Consider the following 17,569-nt stretch of genomic DNA (forward strand, 5'->3'; position numbering starts at 1 on the left):
GGGTGTCGACCACATCGGGCCGGGTGTGGGTTGCCGACCGTCACCCGAGGCTGCGGACGACTGCGGCGCGGTCCACCGCGGCGGACCGTGCGGGGTCCGTGGCAGGGGGGATCGGTACGGTCGGGATCGGGAGTTCCAGGTGATCCCGCAGTGTCGTGCCGACGTACTCGGCCGGGTAGCTGCCGCGCTCGACGAGCAGCGGGATCACCGTGTCCACGAACTCGTCCAGACCGCCCGGGGTCACGGACGGCACCAGGATGTAGCCGTCACCGCCACGCTCCTGGACGAAGGTGTGGATCTGCTCGGCCACCGTGGCCGGGGTGCCGACCAGAGCGTGCCGGGTGGTCAGCTCGACCACCAGCTCGCGGATGCTCCAGCCGGTGGCCTCCGATCGCTCGATCCATTGCTCGGCGGTGCCGCGGTTGTCGCGGTGTGTCCCCGCCCGGCCGAGTGCCAGCTCCGGCGCGTCCTGGACCACGAGGTCGGCCGGCGGCAGCGGCCCGTCCGGGTCGAAGTCCGAGAGGTCGCGCCCCCACACGGCTTCGATGTACTGCAGCGCGGTCGGCGGGCTGATCTGCGCCCACCGCTGGTACCGGTATCGCTCCTGCGCCTCGTCCTCGGTGTCGCCGAGGGCGAAGCCGATGCCGGGCAGGATCTTCAGGTCGTCCTCGTTCCGGCCGTACTTGGCCAGCCGTCCCTTGACGTCCGCGTAGAACTCCTGCCCGGCGCGCAGCGTGCCGTGCATCGCGAAGATGCCGTCCGCGCTCGAGGCCGCCAGCTCGCGACCCTCGGACGAGTCGCCGGCCTGCAGCACCACCGGCCGACCCTGCATGCCCGGCGGTACCGTCGGGCGGCCGCGGACGGTGAAGAACGGCCCCTGGTGCTCGATCCTGCGGGGTAGCGGCCCGTCCCAGCCGCCCCAGAACTCGCGGCACACCGCGAGGAACTCGTCGGCCCGGGTGTAGCGGTCGGCCTTGTCGAGAAAGCCGCCGCGGCGGAAGTTCTCACCGGTGAAGGCATCCGAACTGGTGACCAGGTTCCACCCGGCCCGGCCCCCGGACAGCGCATCGAGGGTCGCGAGTTGCCGGGCCAGTTCGACCGGCTCGTTGAACGTGGAGTTGAGCGTGGCGACCAGGCCGAGCCGGTCCGTCACTGCCGCGAGTGCGGCCAGCACGGTGAGCGAGTCCGGGCGTCCGACCACGTCCAGGTCGTGGATCCGGCCGTTGTGCTCGCGGACCCGCAGACCCTCGGCCAGGAACAGGAAGTCGAACCGCCCGGCCTCCGCTGTGCGCGCGAAGTGCCGGAAGGACTCGATGTCGATCTGGCTGCCGGCCTGCGGGTCGGTCCAGATGGTGGCGTTGTTGACCCCCGGGAAGTGGGCCCCGAGATGGACGGTGCGGATCGGTGTCACGCGGTCACCGCCGGCCGGTCGGGGGCGGCGTAGCGACTGGCCGGCCGCTCCAGCCCGAGTCGATCGCGCAGCGAGGCCCCGTCGACCGGGTGCCGGGCGGCGTCCGCCAGCAGTCGGTCCACCGTGGCGATCCCCTGGTGGTCGTCCGGGCGCAGCGCCCGACCGTCGGCGCCGGTGAGCACGATCCCGTCCACCCCGGCCGGCACGGACCGCCGGTCCGCCCCGACCGCCGGCAGATCCCACAGCACCCGGGTCAAGGGCGCCACCTTCCTCACGGTGGCCAGCGTGTCCAGGTCCCGGACCCGGACGATGTCCGCGGTCGCGGCGAGCGCCGGGTCGTCGGTGAGGACCGGCGGCCGACCCTGCGGCGAACGCGGCACGATCGAGGGCCCACGGACCGCGAAATGATCGCCGGAGAAATCGATGTGGTGCAGCTTCTCGCGATCGACGAACCGGTACGTGGCGGCGTCGCGGATCTCCGCGTCGTCCTCCCAGCTGTCCCAGAGCCGGCGGGCGACCTCCACCACGTCGGCGGCCTCGGCCACGGCGGCCGGACGCTGCGGAGCGGTCCGCCGGCCGACCAGCGCCGCCTGCTCCGCAGAGGTGGCCACCCCGATCTGCCAGCCGGCCCGGCCGCCGCTGACGATGTCGAGCGTCTGCACGGCCTTGGCGAGGTGGAACGGCTCGGTGTGCAGCGTCTCCAGCACCGGCAGGATCGCCACCCGCCGGGTGCGCAGGGCGAGGTAGGACGCCACCAGACCGGCGTCCAGCTGCGCCGGGCGGGCGATGTCGGCGACGCTGTCGTCGTCCAGCACCGCCAGGTCCAGACCGGCCCGGTCCCATCCCTGCACCAGTCCGGTGACGGCGGACGCCGTGGCCGTGTCGGTCCCCGCCGCCCGCACCGCGACCCCGATCAGCAGCGGATCGAGTCGAAGGGCGTAGCAACGGCTCACCACGGTGTCCGCCTCGTACGGACCGAACGGTGGGACGGCCCGCCAGCCCGACCGCTCGTAGAGCGCCATCGCCTCGGGCTGCCGGAAGCCGGTCTGCAGCACCAGTTCGGCGATCCCGAGGGCCCTGGCCCGGTCACCGGCCTCGGCGAGCAACCGCCAGGCCAGCCCGGCCCGCCGGTGGTCGGCGGCCACGTAGACCCGCTTGATCTCGGCGAACCCGTCGGTCCACTTCAGCGAGGTGGTCGCCACCGGCTCGGCGCCCGCGAGAACCACCAGGGTGAAGAGGATCTGCGTCGGGTCGACCGGCGCCGGCGCTGCCGCTGCGTCCCGGATCAGGTCGGCGTAGCGCGGCCGCAGCTCGGCGTCCATCGCGTCGCGCAGCCCGGACGCCTCCGGCGAAGTCCAGGCGAGCGTTTCCAGCCGGTAGCCTTCCGGCCACTGCACGGTCATGCCCTACCCTCACTGTCCAGTGCGCTGTACACCTCGGCGAAGATCTGCGCGGCCCGGAGCAGCCGTGGGGGAGTGTTCTGCCCGAAGGACGCCCGGAGATGCTGCGGCGCATCGGTTCCGCCCGTGCTGGTGAACTGTGCGCCGGGCACCGTCGCCACCCCTGCGGCCAGCAGCCGGGTGGCGAACTCGGTGGTGTCGGCCAGCCCCGGGAACGCCGGCCAGCTGAACAACCCGCCGGCGGGCTGCTCGATCCGTACCCGGTCTCCCAGCGCGGACCGCAGTGCGTCCACCCAGATCTCGCCGCGCTCTGCGTATAGCGCCGCGGCCCGGCCTGCCACCGCATCGAAGAACCCCCGTCGGGCGACCAACTCGGCCAGCGCCTCCTGGGTCAGCGAGGACGCGTGCTGGTCCAGGCGCGACCGCACCTCCAGGGCGGGTCGCACCAGCGACTCCGGCAGCACGGTCCAGCCGACCCGCAATCCGGGCCCGAAGACCTTGGAGAAGGTGTTGCTGTGCACCACCTGTCGACTCGCCAGGTCCAGATCCGGGACCGGGTCGCCATGCCCGCGCAGCCACCGGTACGGGTTGTCGGAGACCACCAGGAACCCGTACCGCTCGGCCAGCTCGACCAGGTCCAGGCGCCGCTGCGCGCTCAGGGTGACACCGGTCGGGTTGTGGAAGTCCGGCACCACGTAGACCGCGCGGGGTCGCAGCCCGGCCCGCAGCCGATCGGCCAGCAGGTCCACCCGCAGCCCGTCGCCGTCGATGTCGATCGGCACCGGGACGGCCCCCGGCAGCTGGAGCACCTTGAGTGCCAACGGGTAGAGCGGGTTCTCCACGACCACCTGGTCGCCGGGATCCAGGCCGGCCAGCACGGGCAGCGCCAGTGCGTGCAGTGCGCCGTTGGTGATGACCACCCGCCCCGCATCGACACCTTCGAGACCGGCGATGAACTCGCGCAGCCCGGCATGGCCCTGGTGGGCGGAGTAGTCCAGCGCCCGCGGTGCGCGGGCGGGGTCCGTCAGCACCGCGGTGAACGCCTCGGCCAGCTTCGCTGCCGGGAATGCCTCGGCTGCCGGTGATCCCGAGGTCAACGCGATGACGTCGGCCGGGGCCGGGCCGAGAGAGGCACCAAACGCCGAGGGTGCCACGTAGTCGGAGATGCGACGTGCGGCGACCGGGCCGCTCACGTCGAGAACGCCTGTCATGGAACGAGTTGCCTTTCTTCGGTGACTGCGAGGAACGAGTCGGGGGAGAGGATGCCCAGCGGATCGAAGACGGCCTTGATCCGGCGCTGCAGGTCCAGTTGCGGCTCACCGAGCTCGTCGGCCAGCCACTCCCGTTTCAGCGCACCGATGCCGTGCTCGCCGCTGATCGTGCCGCCGACCGCCAGCGCCGCGCGCACCAGTTCGTCCGCCGCGATCCGCAGCACCTCCGGGGGTGCGGTCTCCCCGGGCCTCTTCGCCACCGACAGCGCCGGGTGCAGATTGCCGTCACCGGCGTGGGCGACCGATGCCACCAGCAGGCCGTGCCGCTGCCCGATCGCCTCGATCGTGCGGATCATCTCCACCAGCCGCGACCGGGGGACCGCGACGTCCTCGCCGATGGTCCACAGGTCGGGTCGGGGGCCCCGGCCGGAACGCCTGAGCTCCACGTACGTCTCGGCTTCGTCCGCGGACAGCTTCCGCGCGTCGGCGCCCGCCGCCGCCAGCACCGCGAGCAGTGCATCGGCCTCCCGGTCGGCGGCCCACCCGTCGGTCTGCACCAGCAGCAGGCTGTCGCCCTGGCCGGCGAGGGCGGTGCCGCTGTGGCCGTCGATGTTCTGCAGGGTCGCCTGGTCGAGCAGCTCCAGCACGCTCGGCCGCCCGCCGGAGCTCATGATCGCGGCCACGGCGGCGGCTGCGGTCGCGGTGGAATCCGCCCACGCGATGAGGGTCTCGGTGGCGACCGGCACCGGCTGCAGCTTGACCACCGCGCCGACCACGACACCCAGCGTGCCCTCGCTGCCGACGAACAGGCCGACCAGATCGAGGCCGGTGACACCCTTGACCGTGCGGTGCCCGGTGCGCAGCAGACTGCCGTCGGCCAGCACCACCTCGAGCTCGAGCACGGACTCGCGGGTCACCCCGTACTTGACGCAGTGCAGTCCGCCGGCGTTGGTGGCGATGTTGCCGCCGATGCTGGACCACTCCGAGCTGGCCGGGTCGGGCGCGTAGCGCAGCCCGTGCTCCGCCGCCGCGCGGTCCAGGTCGGCGGTCACCACTCCCGGCTCGACCACCGCGAGCTGGTCGACCGCGTCGATCGACACGATCCGGTTCAACCGGACCGTGGACAGCACGATCCCCGCGTCGGGGGCTGCTGCGCCGCCGGCGAGGCCGGTGCCGCGGCCGCGGACGGCGACCGGGACGCGCAGCCGGTGCGCGACCCGGAGCGTGGTCTGCACCTGCTCGACGGTCTCCGGGAACACCACCACCGCCGGCGGTCCCCCGGGCAGGTGGCCGGTGACATCAGCGGCGTTGGCCGCCCGTACATCGTCGTCGGCCGACACCACCTGTGATGGCAGCACCGCCAGCAGTTCCTCCAGCACGGAGCTCACCGCGCCACCTCCCCGTCCCATCGCACCAGGTCCTCCGCTACGTCGTGCACTCCGACCGCGCCGACCATGGCGAGCGTGGTGCGCGTCTGCAGCACCAGCAGCTCCGCCAGCGCCCCGACCGCATCGGTGCCGCCGTCGCGCAGCGCGCGCACGAACGGCCGCCCGACCAGCACCGCGTCGGCGCCGAGGGCCAGCGCCCGCACCACGTCCTCGCCCGAGCGGATCCCGCCGTCCACCAGCACGACCGCGCGACCGCCGAGTTCGGCGACCACCTCCGGAAGGGCGCGGGCCGTCGCGAGCCCGCCGCCGAGCTGCCGGCCGCTGTGGTTGGACACGACCACACCGGCCGCGCCGGCTTCGACCGCGCGGCGGGCGTCGTCGGCCCGGACGATCCCCTTGGCCAGCACCGGCAGGCCGGAGACGGAGGCCAGCCACTCGATGTCGTGCGGGCCGAGATCGACCGCGGTGCCCAGCGTCCCGGGCTCCGCGTCCGGCAGGTTCACCGGGGGCGTCCAGGGCAGTCCGGCCAGGCCGGCGCGGAAGCCGAGCTGGTTGCCGACGGCCGGTGCGTCCACCGTCAGCAGCAGTGCCGCCGCGCCGGCCTGCACCGCGGCGTCGACGAGCGGCCGGATGTTGTCCCGGCGCTGCGGGATGTAGATCTGCTGCAGGAACGGGCCGGACACCTCGGAGATCTCGTGCAGCCGGCGCTGCGCCCCCGAGGACACCGACAGTCCGATGCCGCCGGCGACCGCGCCGTGTGCGGTGGCGACCTCGGCATCCCGGTGCAGCAGACCGTGACCGGCCCAGGGAGCAACGAAAATCGGTGCCAGCACGGGGATGCCGAGCACGGTGGCCGATGCGGTCAGGCCGGTCAGGTCGCGCAGCACCCGTGGCCGGAACCGCCAGTGCTGCCAGGCGTCCTCGTTCGCGCGGAGGGTCCCGCCGTCACCCGCGGTGCCCTCCAGGTAGGCCAGGACGGCGTCCGGGAGCCGCTCGAGCTGCGCGGTCATGCGACCACCAGGCTCGGCAGCGACGCGACCAGTTGGCGGGTATACGGCCGCTGCGGATCGAAGAACACCTGGTCCACGTCGCCGGTCTCGACCGCGCGGCCGTCCTTGAGGACCAGCACCCGGTCGGCCAGGTGGTGCACCACGCCCAGGTCGTGCGACACGAAGAGCACCGCGGTGCCGCGTTCCGCCTGCAGCTCGGCGAGCAGGTCGAGCACCTGCGCCTGGACCGAGACGTCCAGTGCGGAGGTGGGTTCGTCGCAGATCAGCACGTCCGGTTCGGGTGCCAGCGCGCGGGCGATCGCGACCCGCTGCCGCTGGCCGCCGGACAGCGTGCGCGGCGCCCGGTCGAGCACGTCCTCGCCCAGCCCGACCCGGTCCAGCAGCGTCACCGCCCTGGATCGCTGCGCCGCCGCCGACAACCCGAGTTCCGCAGTGGATTCCGCGATCACCCGGCCCACCGTCCACCGCGGGTCGAACGAGCTCAGCGGGTCCTGCGAGATGAACTGGATCCGGCGCCGGTGCGGTCGCCGGTCCCGCTCCGGCACCGCCGACCAGCCCTGCCCGTCGAGTTCGACGACGCCGCTGTCGGCCTCCTGCAGGCCCAGCACCAGTGAGGCGACGGTGCTCTTCCCGGAGCCCGATTCGCCGACGATGCCGAGCACCTCGCCGGCCGCGAGTTCGAACGACACGTCGTCCACCGCCACCAGATCCGGCGCACCACGCCGTCCGGGATAGACCTTCCGCAGACCGCGCGCGGACAGCACCGTGCGCTGCCGGTCCACCGTGCGGGTCGGCAGCGCCGGGCGGTGCACCACCGCGTCGACCCGGTCCTCGGCGGTACCCGGGGTCGACGTGCCGACCGACAGGTACCGTCCGCGGGAGCCGGCCGACGGCACCGCCGCCAGCAGCTGCCGGGTGTAGGGGTGCTGCGGTTCCCGCAGCACGGCCGCGGTCGGCCCGGCCTCGACGATCCGGCCGTGCTGCATGACCAGCACCCGGTCCGCGATGCCGGCCACCACCGCGAGGTCGTGCGAGATGAGCACGATGCCGCGTGCCGAGGTCAGCCGCGACCGCAGCACGTCGAGCACCTGCGCCTGGACGGTGACGTCCAGAGCGGTGGTCGGCTCGTCGGCCAGCAGGACCGGCGGGTCGGCGGCGAGCGCGGAGGCGATGAGCGCCCGCTGCCGCAGCCCGCCCGAGAGCTGGTGCGCGTACTGGTCGACACGGAACTCCGGACTCGGCACGCCGACCTCGCCGAGCAGTTCGACGGCCCGACCGCGGGCGAGCCGCCGCGGCACCACGTGCTGGGTGTGCAGCACCTCGCCGATCTCGGCGCCGACGGTGCGCAGCGGATCCAGCGAGACCAAGGCGTCCTGCAGCACCAGACCGACGGTGCCGCCGCGGATCCGGCGCCACTGGCGGTCGGTCGCCGAACGCAGGTCGTGCCCGCCGACCTCGAGCCGGGTGGCGGTGGTGACCGCGCGCGGCCCGTTCAGTCCGACCAGCGCCCGGGCGGTGACGGTCTTCCCGGAGCCGGACTCGCCGACGATCGCCAGGCACTCGCCGGCCCGCAGCTCGAAGGACAGGTCGTGCACGACCTCGGTGACCTCCCGTCCGTTCGCCGACCGGAAACCGACCGACAGGCCCTCCACGGTGATCAGTGCGCTCATCGGTTCCGCCCGTCCAGGTGTCGCTGCAGGGCCCGGCCCAGCACGGTGATCGAGATGACGGACACCGTGATGAACAGGCCCGGGAAAAGACCGCCCCACCAGGCGATCCGAAGCACGTCGCGCGACTCGGCGAGCATGACGCCCCACTCGGGGGTGGGCGGCTGCGGGCCGAGACCGAGGAAGGAGAGCCCGGAGACCGCGAGGATGGAGGCGCCGACGTCGATCGCGGCCAGCACCGGGATCACCGCCAGCACGTTCGGCAGCAGATGCTGCCGGACCACCATGAACCGCGACCGCCCGTACACCGCGGCGTGCACGACGTAGTCGGCGCGCGAGGTCAGCAGGGTCTGGCTGCGAACGATGCGGCCGTACACGGGGATGGTGGCGATCCCGATCGCCAGCGCGATGTTGGCCATGCCGGAACCGGTGAAGATCACCACCACCATCGCCAGCAGGATCGCCGGGAAGGCGGAGATGACGTCGAAGAACCGGGCCAGCGTCTCCTCCACCGCGGAGCCCCAGCGCCGACCGACCCGCCCGGCCAGGCCGGCCAGCAGCCCCAGCAGCGACCCGCCGACGACGGCCAGACCGGCGGCGGCCAGGCCGATGAGGATCGAGTAGCGCGCGCCGTGCACGACCCGCGAGTAGATGTCGCGACCGAGCCGGTCGGTCCCGAACCAGTGGCTGCCGCCCGGCGGCTTCAGGCCCTGGGCCGGGTCGGTACGGAGCGGGTCGACGGCACTGAACAGTCCGGGGAAGGCGACCATCACCACCAGGACGAGCACCACGACGCCGGCCACCAGCACCGACGGCCGTGGGCGACCGCGGGAAGGCCTGCGGCGCACCGGCTCCGCTGCGTCGGAAGGCGCGGCGGCGGACGTCCGGGTGCGGGGGAGCAGAGTGGTCATCGGGTACCTCGCAGACGCGGATCGACGACGGTGTAGAGGATGTCGAGCAGGGTCGAGACGACGACGTAGATCAGGGCCGCGAACAGCACGACCGCGAGCACCACGGGCACGTCCTTGTTGGTGACGGCGCGCAGCGTGATCGAGCCGAGACCGGGTCGTCCGAAGACGGTCTCGGTGATGACGGCACCGCCGAGCAGACCACCGACGATCGATCCGGCCAGGGTCATGGCCGGCAGCAGCGCGTGCTTGAGCGCGTGCCGCACCAGCACCACACCCGGGGCGACCCCCCGCGCCCGCACGCTGAGCACGAACGGCTCGCCCAGGGTGCGCTCCATCGATTCGCGCAGGACCTGACCCAGCACGCCCGCGGTGGGCAGCGCCAGCGTGATCGTCGGGAGCACCAGCGAGTTCCAGCCGTTGGCCCCGGACACCGGGAACCACTGCAGGGTGAACGAGAAGGCGGTCAGCAGCAGGATGCCGACCCAGAACACCGGCACGGAGGTGAAGACCAGCTCGACGGTGGAGATGAGGGCCCGGGCGACCCGGCCGCGGCGCAGCGAGAACACCGACAGCGCGACCGCCAGCACGACTCCCAGCAGCAACGCCGCCAGGGCCAGTTCGACGGTCGACCACACTTCGCCGGCGATGATGTCGCCGACGGGGCGACGCTGGACGTACGAAGTACCCAGGTCGCCGGTGACCAACCGCCCCAGGTACTGCAGGTACTGCAGCCAGACCGGATCGGCCAGCCCCCATTCGGCGTTGATCGCCTCCTTCAGACCGGGGTAGTTCTGGTCGCCGGCGAGGATGTCGGCGATCGATCCCGGGATCGCCCGCAGCACGAAGAAGGCCGCCGTGACGGCCGCCCAGAGCACCAGGATCCCGGTGCCGAGCCGCCGCAGGATCCGTCCCCACGGGAAGATGCCCCGCCGCCCGGCGGCGACCGGGGTGGTCCCCGCGGTCGCCGCCGCACGCTCCAGCTGGTCGGTCATGTCAGCTCTTCCAGATGTCGTACGACGAGGCCGGCGAGTTCAGCTGCGGTTCGAAGGCGATGCCGTGGATCTTGTCCGTGGCCGCGACGGTGTAGACCGGCGTGTACAGCGGGATGTATCGGGCGTCGTCCACCACGGTCTGCTGGATCCGGTCCAGGGCGGCCTTGCGGCTCGCCTGGTCGCTGCCCGCCCGGCTCTCGGCCACCAGATCGTCGAGCACCAGCGACTTGTCGGCACCGACGTAAAGGAAACCGTTGCTGCTGAAGAGGCTCTGGAACATCAGCGACGGATCAGCGGTCGGCAGCGTGTTCGGGTACACGGACCAGGTTCCATTGGCGGTCTCGTCGGTGAACGCCGCCGCGGTGATGATCTGCACGTCCAGGTTGAGTCCGATGTTCTGCTTGACCTGTGCCTGGATCGCCTGCAGCAGCACGTCCCGCTGGTCCCGCACGTAGGGCTGCGGGTAGCCGACGACGATCTTCAGCTGCTGATCGCCCTTGGTGCGGTAGCCGTCGGCGTCCCGACCGGTCCACCCGGCCTCGTCGAGCAGCTTGTTCGCCGCATCGACGTCGTTGCCCCAGGTGTTCTCCAGATCCTTGTCGTAGTAGGGGCTGTCCGGGCCGATCGAGGACCAGGCGCGCTTGACCGTGCCCAGGTACTGGTTCTGGATCAGGGCGTCCAGGTCGAAGCCGTCCCGCAGCGCCTGCCGCACCCGCTCGTCGTCGGCCGGCGCGATCCGCGTGTTGATGTTCAGCGAGAACGCGGTGCCGGTGGACGGTCCGGTCAGGTACTGGTAGCCGGACTGGCCGGAGAACAGGGAGGTGTCGGTGACCTGCACGCCCTCGATCAGGTCGACCTGACCCGAGGTGAGCGCGCCGGTGCGGGTGGTGGCCTCCGGCAGGAAGCGGTAGGTGACCGTGTCCAGGTGGGCCGGCCCGGTGTGCTGTGCGTAGCCCGGAGCCCAGTCGTAGTCGGGGTTCTTCTTGAACGAGATCTGCTGTCCCGACTGGTACCCGTCCAGGACGAACGGGCCGGTGCCGATCAGGTCGGCATCCGGCGTGCAGAGGTCCGAGTCCTTCTTCAGCGACGCCGGCAGCAGCACGGCGGTGCCGATCGACGCGAAGATGTCCAGCGTCGCGGCATCGGCCTGCTTGAGTTCCACCTCGAGCGTCGTGTCGTCCACCGCGGTCGAGGAGACGTAGTTGACCAGGGCCTGCTTGCTGGACTGGGTGCTCTCCGGCGCGACGATGAAGTCCAGGTTCTCCTTGACCGCCTCGGCGGTCAGCGGGGTGCCGTCGGAGAACTTCACCCCGTCCCGCAGATGGAAGGTGTAGGTCTTCCCGTCGCCGGAGATGTCCCAGGACTGCGCGAGCCACGGCGTGTAGCTGCCGTCGGAGGCCTTGCCCACCAACGACTCCGCGTAGTTGCGGATGATCGGGTAGGAGTTCTGCTGGCCCGATCGCTGGGGGTTGTAGCAGACCGGTTCGACGCTGACGCCCCAGGTCAGCGAACCGCCGTCCGTCGGGGTTCCGGCCGCGGCGGTGGACCCGGATGTCCCGGGCGTGCTGTCGGAGGCGGCGGAGTTCCCGCCGCAGGCGGCGGCCGTCAGGGTGACGGCGAGGCCGGCCAGGACGAGTCGAAGATGTCTGTGGCGCATGGGTTTCCGTTTCTGGGGATCGTGACGTGCGGCAGTGGTGATGACCGGTCGGGTCGGCGCGGGACGGATCAGGCGACGCGGGCGAGCGCGCCGCGTCGGGAGAGCTGGGGGAGGACGCCCTCGCCGACCCAGCGGGCCTCTTCGAGGTTCGGGAAGCCGGACAGGATGACCTCGTCGATGCCGAGATCGGCCAGTTCGAGCAGCCGATCGGCGATGGCCGCATGACTGCCGACCAACCCCAAGGCCGGGCCGCCGGCCAGCAGACCGAAACCGCCCCAGAGGTTCTCGCCGATCCACAGCGACTCCGGGCGGTGCGGGTCGGCATCTGCGAGCAGCGCCTGGCCACGCTGCTGGCCGACCGACTGCCGGCCCAGCAACTGGGTGCGGGCGGAGGCCAGGTGGTCCGGGCGTACACCGTCCAGATGGGCCAGTGCGTCCCGCTCGGCCGCGGCGTCGGTCTCCCGGCTGAGCACCCAGCTGCGGATCCCGAAGCGCAATGTCCGGCCGTTGGCCGCTGCGGCCCCGCGGAGCCGGTCGATCTTCCCGGCCAGTTGAGCGGGTGGTTCCAGCCAGGAGAGGTAGACGTCGACGTGCCGGCCGGCGACCCCGACGGCGAAGTCGGAGGACCCGCCGAACCAGACCTCCGGCCGGCGTGGCAGGGTCCTCCGGTAGCCGGACAGCAAGGTCGCACCCTCGACGTCGTGGTGGTGACCTGCGACGGTGACGGTCTCGCCGGCGAACAGCCGGTGCAGCACGTCCAGGTACTCGTCCGTGCGGGCGTACTGGTCGGCCTTGTCGCCCCGGTCGCCGTGCCGCAGCGCCTCGGCGCCCGGTTCACCGGTGACCACGTTCAGGTTGACCCGTCCGCCGGAGAGCGCCTGCAGCGAGGTCGCCCGGTGCGCGGTGGCGAACGGGGTCGCCGTCCTGGGGTGGAGCGCCACCAGGAACTGCAGGTCGCGGGTGGCCGCGAGCAGGCTCGACGACACCACCCACGGGTCCTCGCAGTACGAGCCGGTAGGTACCAGCACCCCGCGGAACCCGGTCTCCTCCAACGAGAGTGCGATCTGGGTCAGGTAGGACAGGCTGGGCGGGCGGAACGGGGCCGAGCGCCGGGTCGCGGCGTCGACGTGCACGTTCGTGCCGCCCTCGAGGAAGGCGGTCGATTCACCGGCGGTGGGCAGATACCAGTGCAAGGAAAGTTGAGAAGACATGGCGGAAGCGCGCTTTCGTCTCTGGAAGCCCGGCTCGGGCAGGACGCGGCCAGCACGTCAGACGGTCCGTCGGTGCAGGGCAGCACCCACGGCACCCGGCCGGGAACGGTGAGAAAGGGGAGATCAGTGCGCGCGGCGACAGCGGCCCTGGCGCACGGTGTTCGGCCGGTGCGCCAAGGTCAGCCGGACAGCGTCAGGCATGTCGCCTCTCCGCCGCATGATGCTCCCTCGCGTTCGAACTCGCGTCGCCATCGAGGAGACGCTGCGCTTGCTCCGACGGGTGTGCGTCGGAACCTGGTCTTCACCCGGGGCACCCCACCGCAGCGCGAGGGTTGCCGTCCGACAAGCCGGGGCCTTGATGTCGGAACTCGTGACCTGAGATGGACAGTAGGTGCGCGACGGCGACGGTGTCAAGGCGGTGATCAACGAGAACATCTGCCACAGATGGTGAACCGGTTCAGCGGGTGGTGGGGCCGTGCCCGGGTCGTCGCGGACGGCCACGGGAAGTGGTCGGGCGGCGCTACGGTTCAGCCACTTCCGTCGGGCATGATCCGGCCGTGAGGTCGCGGGCGGCAGCTGCACGCGATCCACGCGGGTGGGCAGCCGCAACAAGGAGATCGAGATGGACCTACGTTCGCTGGGTGAAGCGGCTCGTCGCCGGGCGTTCGAGTACCTGGATGCGGGACTGCCTGCGGTGGAACCGCGGGACTCCGCGGCCGTGGTGCTGCTTCGCGACGGAGAGGACGGCATCGAGCTGTGCATGCTGATGCGCAGTCACGCGATGGCCACCTCCGGCGGGGTGCCGGTGTTCCCCGGTGGGCTGATCGACCCGGCCGACGGCGAGACACGTTGGCTCACAGGTGATCCCACCGAGTGGGCGGAAGCGCTCGGCACGGACCGGGATCTCGCTCGGGCGGTCGTGGCCGGCGCGGTCCGGGAGCTGTTCGAGGAGACCGGCATCCTGCTCGCCGAGCCGCGCCCGCCGGGCGGAACCATGGTGGCGCGGACATGGACCGCCGCACGGCGCGATCTGGAGGCGCACCGGCTCACCTTCGCCGATTTCCTCGCCGCACGAAGTCTGGGCATCCGCACCGACGGACTTCGGCTGTGGAGCACCTGGATCACGACGGAGTTCGAGTCCCGTCGCTACCGGAATGCCTTCTTCCTCGCGGCACTGCCCGCGGGGCAGGAGGCCGAGGACGGCTCCACCGAGTCGGACGGTCTCCGGTGGTTCCGGTGCGACGACCTGCTCGCCGGGGCGGCGTCCGGCACGCTCGAGGTGCTGCCACCCCAACTCTCCATCGCCCTGGAACTGCGGGAGCACCGGGCGGTGGCGGACGCCTTGGCCGCTGCCACTGCGCCTCGCGAGGTCGTCCTGCCGGAGTTGCGGATCGCCGGGGATCGCCTGGACCTGATCCTTCCGCAGCATCTCGTGGACCGCGCGGCGGCCTGGCGGTCGGACGAGCCGACCCGCTGATCGGTCCGCTGAGTGGACCAATGGGGCCACCACTCCGCACGCGCGCCGGCTGCTGCGATCGAGGTGTCCGATTCGTTGCCAGTTCGGTCCGACCATTGTACGGTTGGTCCGACGAGCCCATCACCGAGCAATGGAGCGCGACGATGACGTCCACCGCACCGGCCACCACCCTGCGCGACCGCTACTCCGACGACCAGATCGCCTCGTTCTACGAATCCGGCTACTGGAGCACGGATTCGCTCTACGAGCTCATCCGCACCTCCGCTGCGTCCCGGCCCGACAAGGTGTTCGTCTTCGACAGCACCACGGCGGTCACCTACGCCGGGCTGCAGGAATCGGCCGTCCGAGTCGCGGCCGGGCTGCGCAGGGCGGGGGTCGCCCCGGGTGACCGGGTCGCGGTCCAGTTGCCCAACTGGACCGAGTTCGTGGTCATCGCCGCCGCGATCGCCCGGGCCGGGGCGGTCATCGTGCCGATCATGCCGATCTACCGGGACAAGGACGTCGCCTACGTCCTCGCACACTCCGGGGCGAAGGTGGCGGTCACCGCCGAGGAGTTCAAGGGGTTCGGCTACCTGGAGATGTTCCGGCAGATCCGACCGGCCTGCGAGGGGCTGGAGACGGTCGTCATCACCCGCGGCGCGACCGCGCCGGGTGCGGGCGAGATCGCCTGGGCCGACCTGGAGATCGCCGGCGACATCGCCGAGCTGGAGTCCGAGATCGGGCCCGACACGCACCCCGACGAGCCGTTCCTGGTGGTCTACACCTCGGGCACCACCGCCCGGCCGAAGGGTTGCCACCACACGCTGAACACCATCCGGTCGAGCGCGGCCGCCATCGCGCGGAGCCTCGACTACACCGAGGACGACGTCCAGTTCGGTCCGTCGCCCATCACCCACAGCACCGGTCTGGTGACTAGCGTGCTGCTGCCGCTGCTGAGCGGCGCCTCCTCGCACCTGATGGAGGCGTGGGAGCCGGTCGAGGGCATGCGCCGGATCAAAGAACACGGCTGCACGGTGTCCGTGACCGCGACTGCCTTCCTGCAGATGATGATGGCCGCCTACGACCCTGCCCGGGACGACCTGAGCAGCGTCCGGTACTGGGTGTGCGCCGGTGCGCCGATCCCCGGGTCGGTGGTCGAGAAGGCGGGCCAGATGCTCTCCGGCGGAAGGGTTCTCAGTCTCTATGGTCGGTCGGAGAACTTCCTCACCACGATGTGCACCTCCACCGATGCCCCGTCCCGCTCGGTGTCGTCCGACGGCTCGGCGTTGCACGGCGCCGAAGTCAGGGTCGTGGGCCCGGAGGGCGAGGAGGTCCCACGCGGGGAGGAGGGCGACATCGCCTACCGCGGACCGAGTCACATGATCGGCTACTACCTGGATCCGGTGGAGACGGTTGCGCTCTTCACCCCGGACGGATTTTCCCGCTCCGGCGACCTCGGTCGGATGGACGCCGACGGCTTCGTGCGGGTGACCGGCCGGCTCAAGGACATCGTCATCCGCGGTGGCATGAACATCAGCGCCAGGGAGATCGAGGACCTCGTCCTCGCCCATCCGGCCGTGGGTACCGTGGCCGTCGTCGGGATGCCGGACGAGCGGCTGGGTGAGAAGGTCTGCCTCTACGTCGTGCCGGCCGCCGGCGCCGAGCCGCCCACGCTGGAGTCGATTCTCGACGGCCTCCGCGCAGCGAAGCTGCCGACCGCAAAGCTGCCGGAACGGCTGGAGGTGGTGGATGTGCTGCCGATGACGGCCACCGGCAAGATCCAGAAGCACCTGTTGCGCGAGGACATCGCGCGGAAGCTCGGATGAGGCCCCTCCACCCGGCAGTCCAGGACTCGCCCGCCCGACCGCGCGCTGCGGAGCGACCGATCACCGATCGCAGTGGTCCGGACCAGACACAGGCCCGTCTGCGCGCCCTCGAGGCCCGGTGCGCCGCGGACGACCGGCTGCAGCGACTCACCGTCGAATGTGCCGGTCTGGCCGGCATGGTTGCCGCCTGCGCAGAACTCACCGGGAAACCTGTTGTGCTGTTCGATTCCCGTCACCGGGTGGTGGCCGCCGCCGGCGGCGGAGCCGGGCCCGAGCGGCATCCTGTTCCTGCGCTCGACATCCTGCTGGGTGCAGGTGGCCCGGTGTCCCTCACCGACGTCGTCCCGGTGGTGATTCCGGCCGATCCGGTCAACGGCCCTCCGCGGCGCGCCCTTGTCACTCCGGTGGCCGGGCTCGGCGACCACTTCGGGTGGCTGGTCGTCGACGAGCACCGGTCATCGCTCCGGGCCCTCGACGACTTCGTGGCCCGGCGGATCTCGCAGCGCCTCGCGGCCGAGTACGTCGCGCAGCGCCGGGTCGCGAAGGTCGCCTGGAATGCCAGGGCCGCGCTCACCCGGCAGCTCGTGCACGGCAGTTCCGACCCCGGGGAGCTCAAGGCCAGCGGTGAATACCTGGGCGTCGACGTCGCGGCCCAGCGCATCTGTGTGTACGTGCGGTGCGACCGCGAACTCGCCGACAGCGGTGACGAACTCGCGGACGTCATGGAGCGCGGGTTGGATGCCGAGGTGCTGATCACCCGCGGATCCGAGGGCATCCTGTTGCTCTGCGCGGTCGATCCGGCAACTGCCGCCGCTGCGGCCGTCACGGCGGTGAAGAACGCTGTCACCGAGGCGTTGTCGATGGTGTGGCCGGGTAGCGACGTCACGGCCGGGGTGTCCGGGGCGACACCGCCGGACGGGTTGCGACGGGCCTACCGCGAGGCACGTGAGGTCGGTCTGTGTCTCGACCGGTTCGGCCGCCCCGGGGTGCAGCGGGTGCTCTCGGTCGGCGACCTGGGCCCGGCGCGGCTGTTCCTGGCGAACGGCGGCGACAGTGCGGTGCGTGACTACGCCGACGACATCCTCGGACCGCTGCTCAGTGGTGACGGGTCGTCGGTCGATCTGCTGGCCACGCTCGCCCAGTACTTCGATGCGGGACGTAGCATCCGGCTGACGGCCACCCGACTGGGGATCCACGAGAACACCGTCCGGCTCCGGCTCAACAGGGTCCATGTGCTGACCGGCATGGACGTCGCCGGAGATCCGAACGACCAGCTCGGTGTGCAGACCGCGCTGCTGGTCGTCAGACTCCAGGGTCACCCGGCCTTCTCGTTCGTCGACCAGCCAGGGCGAACGGTCCGGGACGACCACGGGGAGCAGGACGGCCGGCCCGTTCGGACCGGCGATGCCGTACGGAACACGGCCTGACG

13 protein-coding genes and 1 riboswitch are annotated in these 17,569 nt (G+C 71.7%); of the genes, 3 read left to right on the forward strand and 10 right to left on the reverse strand.

What is annotated here, in order from left to right:
- Window positions 1-40: 40 nt before the first annotated feature.
- The 10 genes from GIS00_RS00610 to GIS00_RS00655 form a co-directional block, all read right to left on the reverse strand.
- Window positions 41-1,411, reverse strand: a complete 1,371-nt coding sequence (locus GIS00_RS00610) for an LLM class flavin-dependent oxidoreductase (RefSeq protein ID WP_196073186.1) — start codon at window positions 1,409-1,411, stop codon at window positions 41-43.
- Entirely contained in the window at window positions 1,408-2,814 is a 1,407-nt protein-coding gene (locus tag GIS00_RS26750) for an LLM class flavin-dependent oxidoreductase (protein ID WP_196073054.1), read from the reverse strand. Before GIS00_RS26750 ends, GIS00_RS00610 begins: the two co-directional genes overlap by 4 nt.
- The gene (locus GIS00_RS00620) at window positions 2,811-4,022 is read right to left on the reverse strand and encodes an aminotransferase-like domain-containing protein (RefSeq protein WP_154766510.1); all 1,212 of its coding nucleotides are present in this window, start codon (window positions 4,020-4,022) and stop codon (window positions 2,811-2,813) included. The genes GIS00_RS26750 and GIS00_RS00620 overlap by 4 nt, the downstream gene beginning before the upstream one ends.
- The gene (locus tag GIS00_RS00625; RefSeq protein WP_322097301.1) at window positions 4,019-5,410 is read right to left on the reverse strand and encodes an FAD-binding oxidoreductase; all 1,392 of its coding nucleotides are present in this window, start codon (window positions 5,408-5,410) and stop codon (window positions 4,019-4,021) included. The genes GIS00_RS00620 and GIS00_RS00625 overlap by 4 nt, the downstream gene beginning before the upstream one ends.
- A complete protein-coding gene (locus tag GIS00_RS00630; RefSeq protein WP_154766512.1) occupies window positions 5,407-6,420 on the reverse strand; it encodes an alpha-hydroxy acid oxidase in 1,014 nt (337 codons plus the stop codon). Before GIS00_RS00630 ends, GIS00_RS00625 begins: the two co-directional genes overlap by 4 nt.
- Window positions 6,417-8,090, reverse strand: coding sequence for a dipeptide ABC transporter ATP-binding protein (locus tag GIS00_RS00635; RefSeq protein ID WP_154766513.1), 1,674 nt, complete (start codon window positions 8,088-8,090; stop codon window positions 6,417-6,419). The genes GIS00_RS00630 and GIS00_RS00635 overlap by 4 nt, the downstream gene beginning before the upstream one ends.
- Window positions 8,087-8,998: an ABC transporter permease gene (locus GIS00_RS00640; RefSeq protein WP_154766514.1), complete on the reverse strand. Its 912-nt coding sequence runs from the start codon at window positions 8,996-8,998 to the stop codon at window positions 8,087-8,089. The genes GIS00_RS00635 and GIS00_RS00640 overlap by 4 nt, the downstream gene beginning before the upstream one ends.
- Window positions 8,995-9,990 (reverse strand): ABC transporter permease, encoded by a 996-nt coding sequence (locus GIS00_RS00645; RefSeq protein ID WP_154766515.1) that lies wholly within the window; start codon window positions 9,988-9,990, stop codon window positions 8,995-8,997. Before GIS00_RS00645 ends, GIS00_RS00640 begins: the two co-directional genes overlap by 4 nt.
- A 1-nt stretch (window position 9,991) precedes the next feature.
- A complete protein-coding gene (locus tag GIS00_RS00650) occupies window positions 9,992-11,647 on the reverse strand; it encodes an ABC transporter substrate-binding protein (protein ID WP_154766516.1) in 1,656 nt (551 codons plus the stop codon).
- 68 nt (window positions 11,648-11,715) lie between these two features.
- Window positions 11,716-12,840: an LLM class flavin-dependent oxidoreductase gene (locus GIS00_RS00655; RefSeq protein WP_196073055.1), complete on the reverse strand. Its 1,125-nt coding sequence runs from the start codon at window positions 12,838-12,840 to the stop codon at window positions 11,716-11,718.
- A 277-nt stretch (window positions 12,841-13,117) separates the two neighbouring features.
- Window positions 13,118-13,234: riboswitch (SAM riboswitch) on the reverse strand.
- A 246-nt stretch (window positions 13,235-13,480) separates the two neighbouring features.
- On the opposite strand from GIS00_RS00655, the gene GIS00_RS00660 reads away from it, so the two are divergent.
- The 3 genes from GIS00_RS00660 (at window position 13,481) to GIS00_RS00670 (ending at window position 17,567) form a co-directional block, all read left to right on the forward strand.
- Window positions 13,481-14,335, forward strand: a complete 855-nt coding sequence (locus tag GIS00_RS00660; RefSeq protein WP_154766518.1) for an NUDIX hydrolase — start codon at window positions 13,481-13,483, stop codon at window positions 14,333-14,335.
- Between the two features lie 143 nt (window positions 14,336-14,478).
- Window positions 14,479-16,140, forward strand: a complete 1,662-nt coding sequence (locus tag GIS00_RS00665; protein ID WP_154766519.1) for an AMP-binding protein — start codon at window positions 14,479-14,481, stop codon at window positions 16,138-16,140.
- Window positions 16,137-17,567: a PucR family transcriptional regulator gene (locus GIS00_RS00670; protein WP_154766520.1), complete on the forward strand. Its 1,431-nt coding sequence runs from the start codon at window positions 16,137-16,139 to the stop codon at window positions 17,565-17,567. The genes GIS00_RS00665 and GIS00_RS00670 overlap by 4 nt, the downstream gene beginning before the upstream one ends.
- Window positions 17,568-17,569 lie beyond the last annotated feature (2 nt).

Origin of the sequence: Nakamurella alba (assembly GCF_009707545.1) — a bacterium.
Classification (GTDB): Bacteria; Actinomycetota; Actinomycetes; order Mycobacteriales; family Nakamurellaceae; genus Nakamurella; species Nakamurella alba.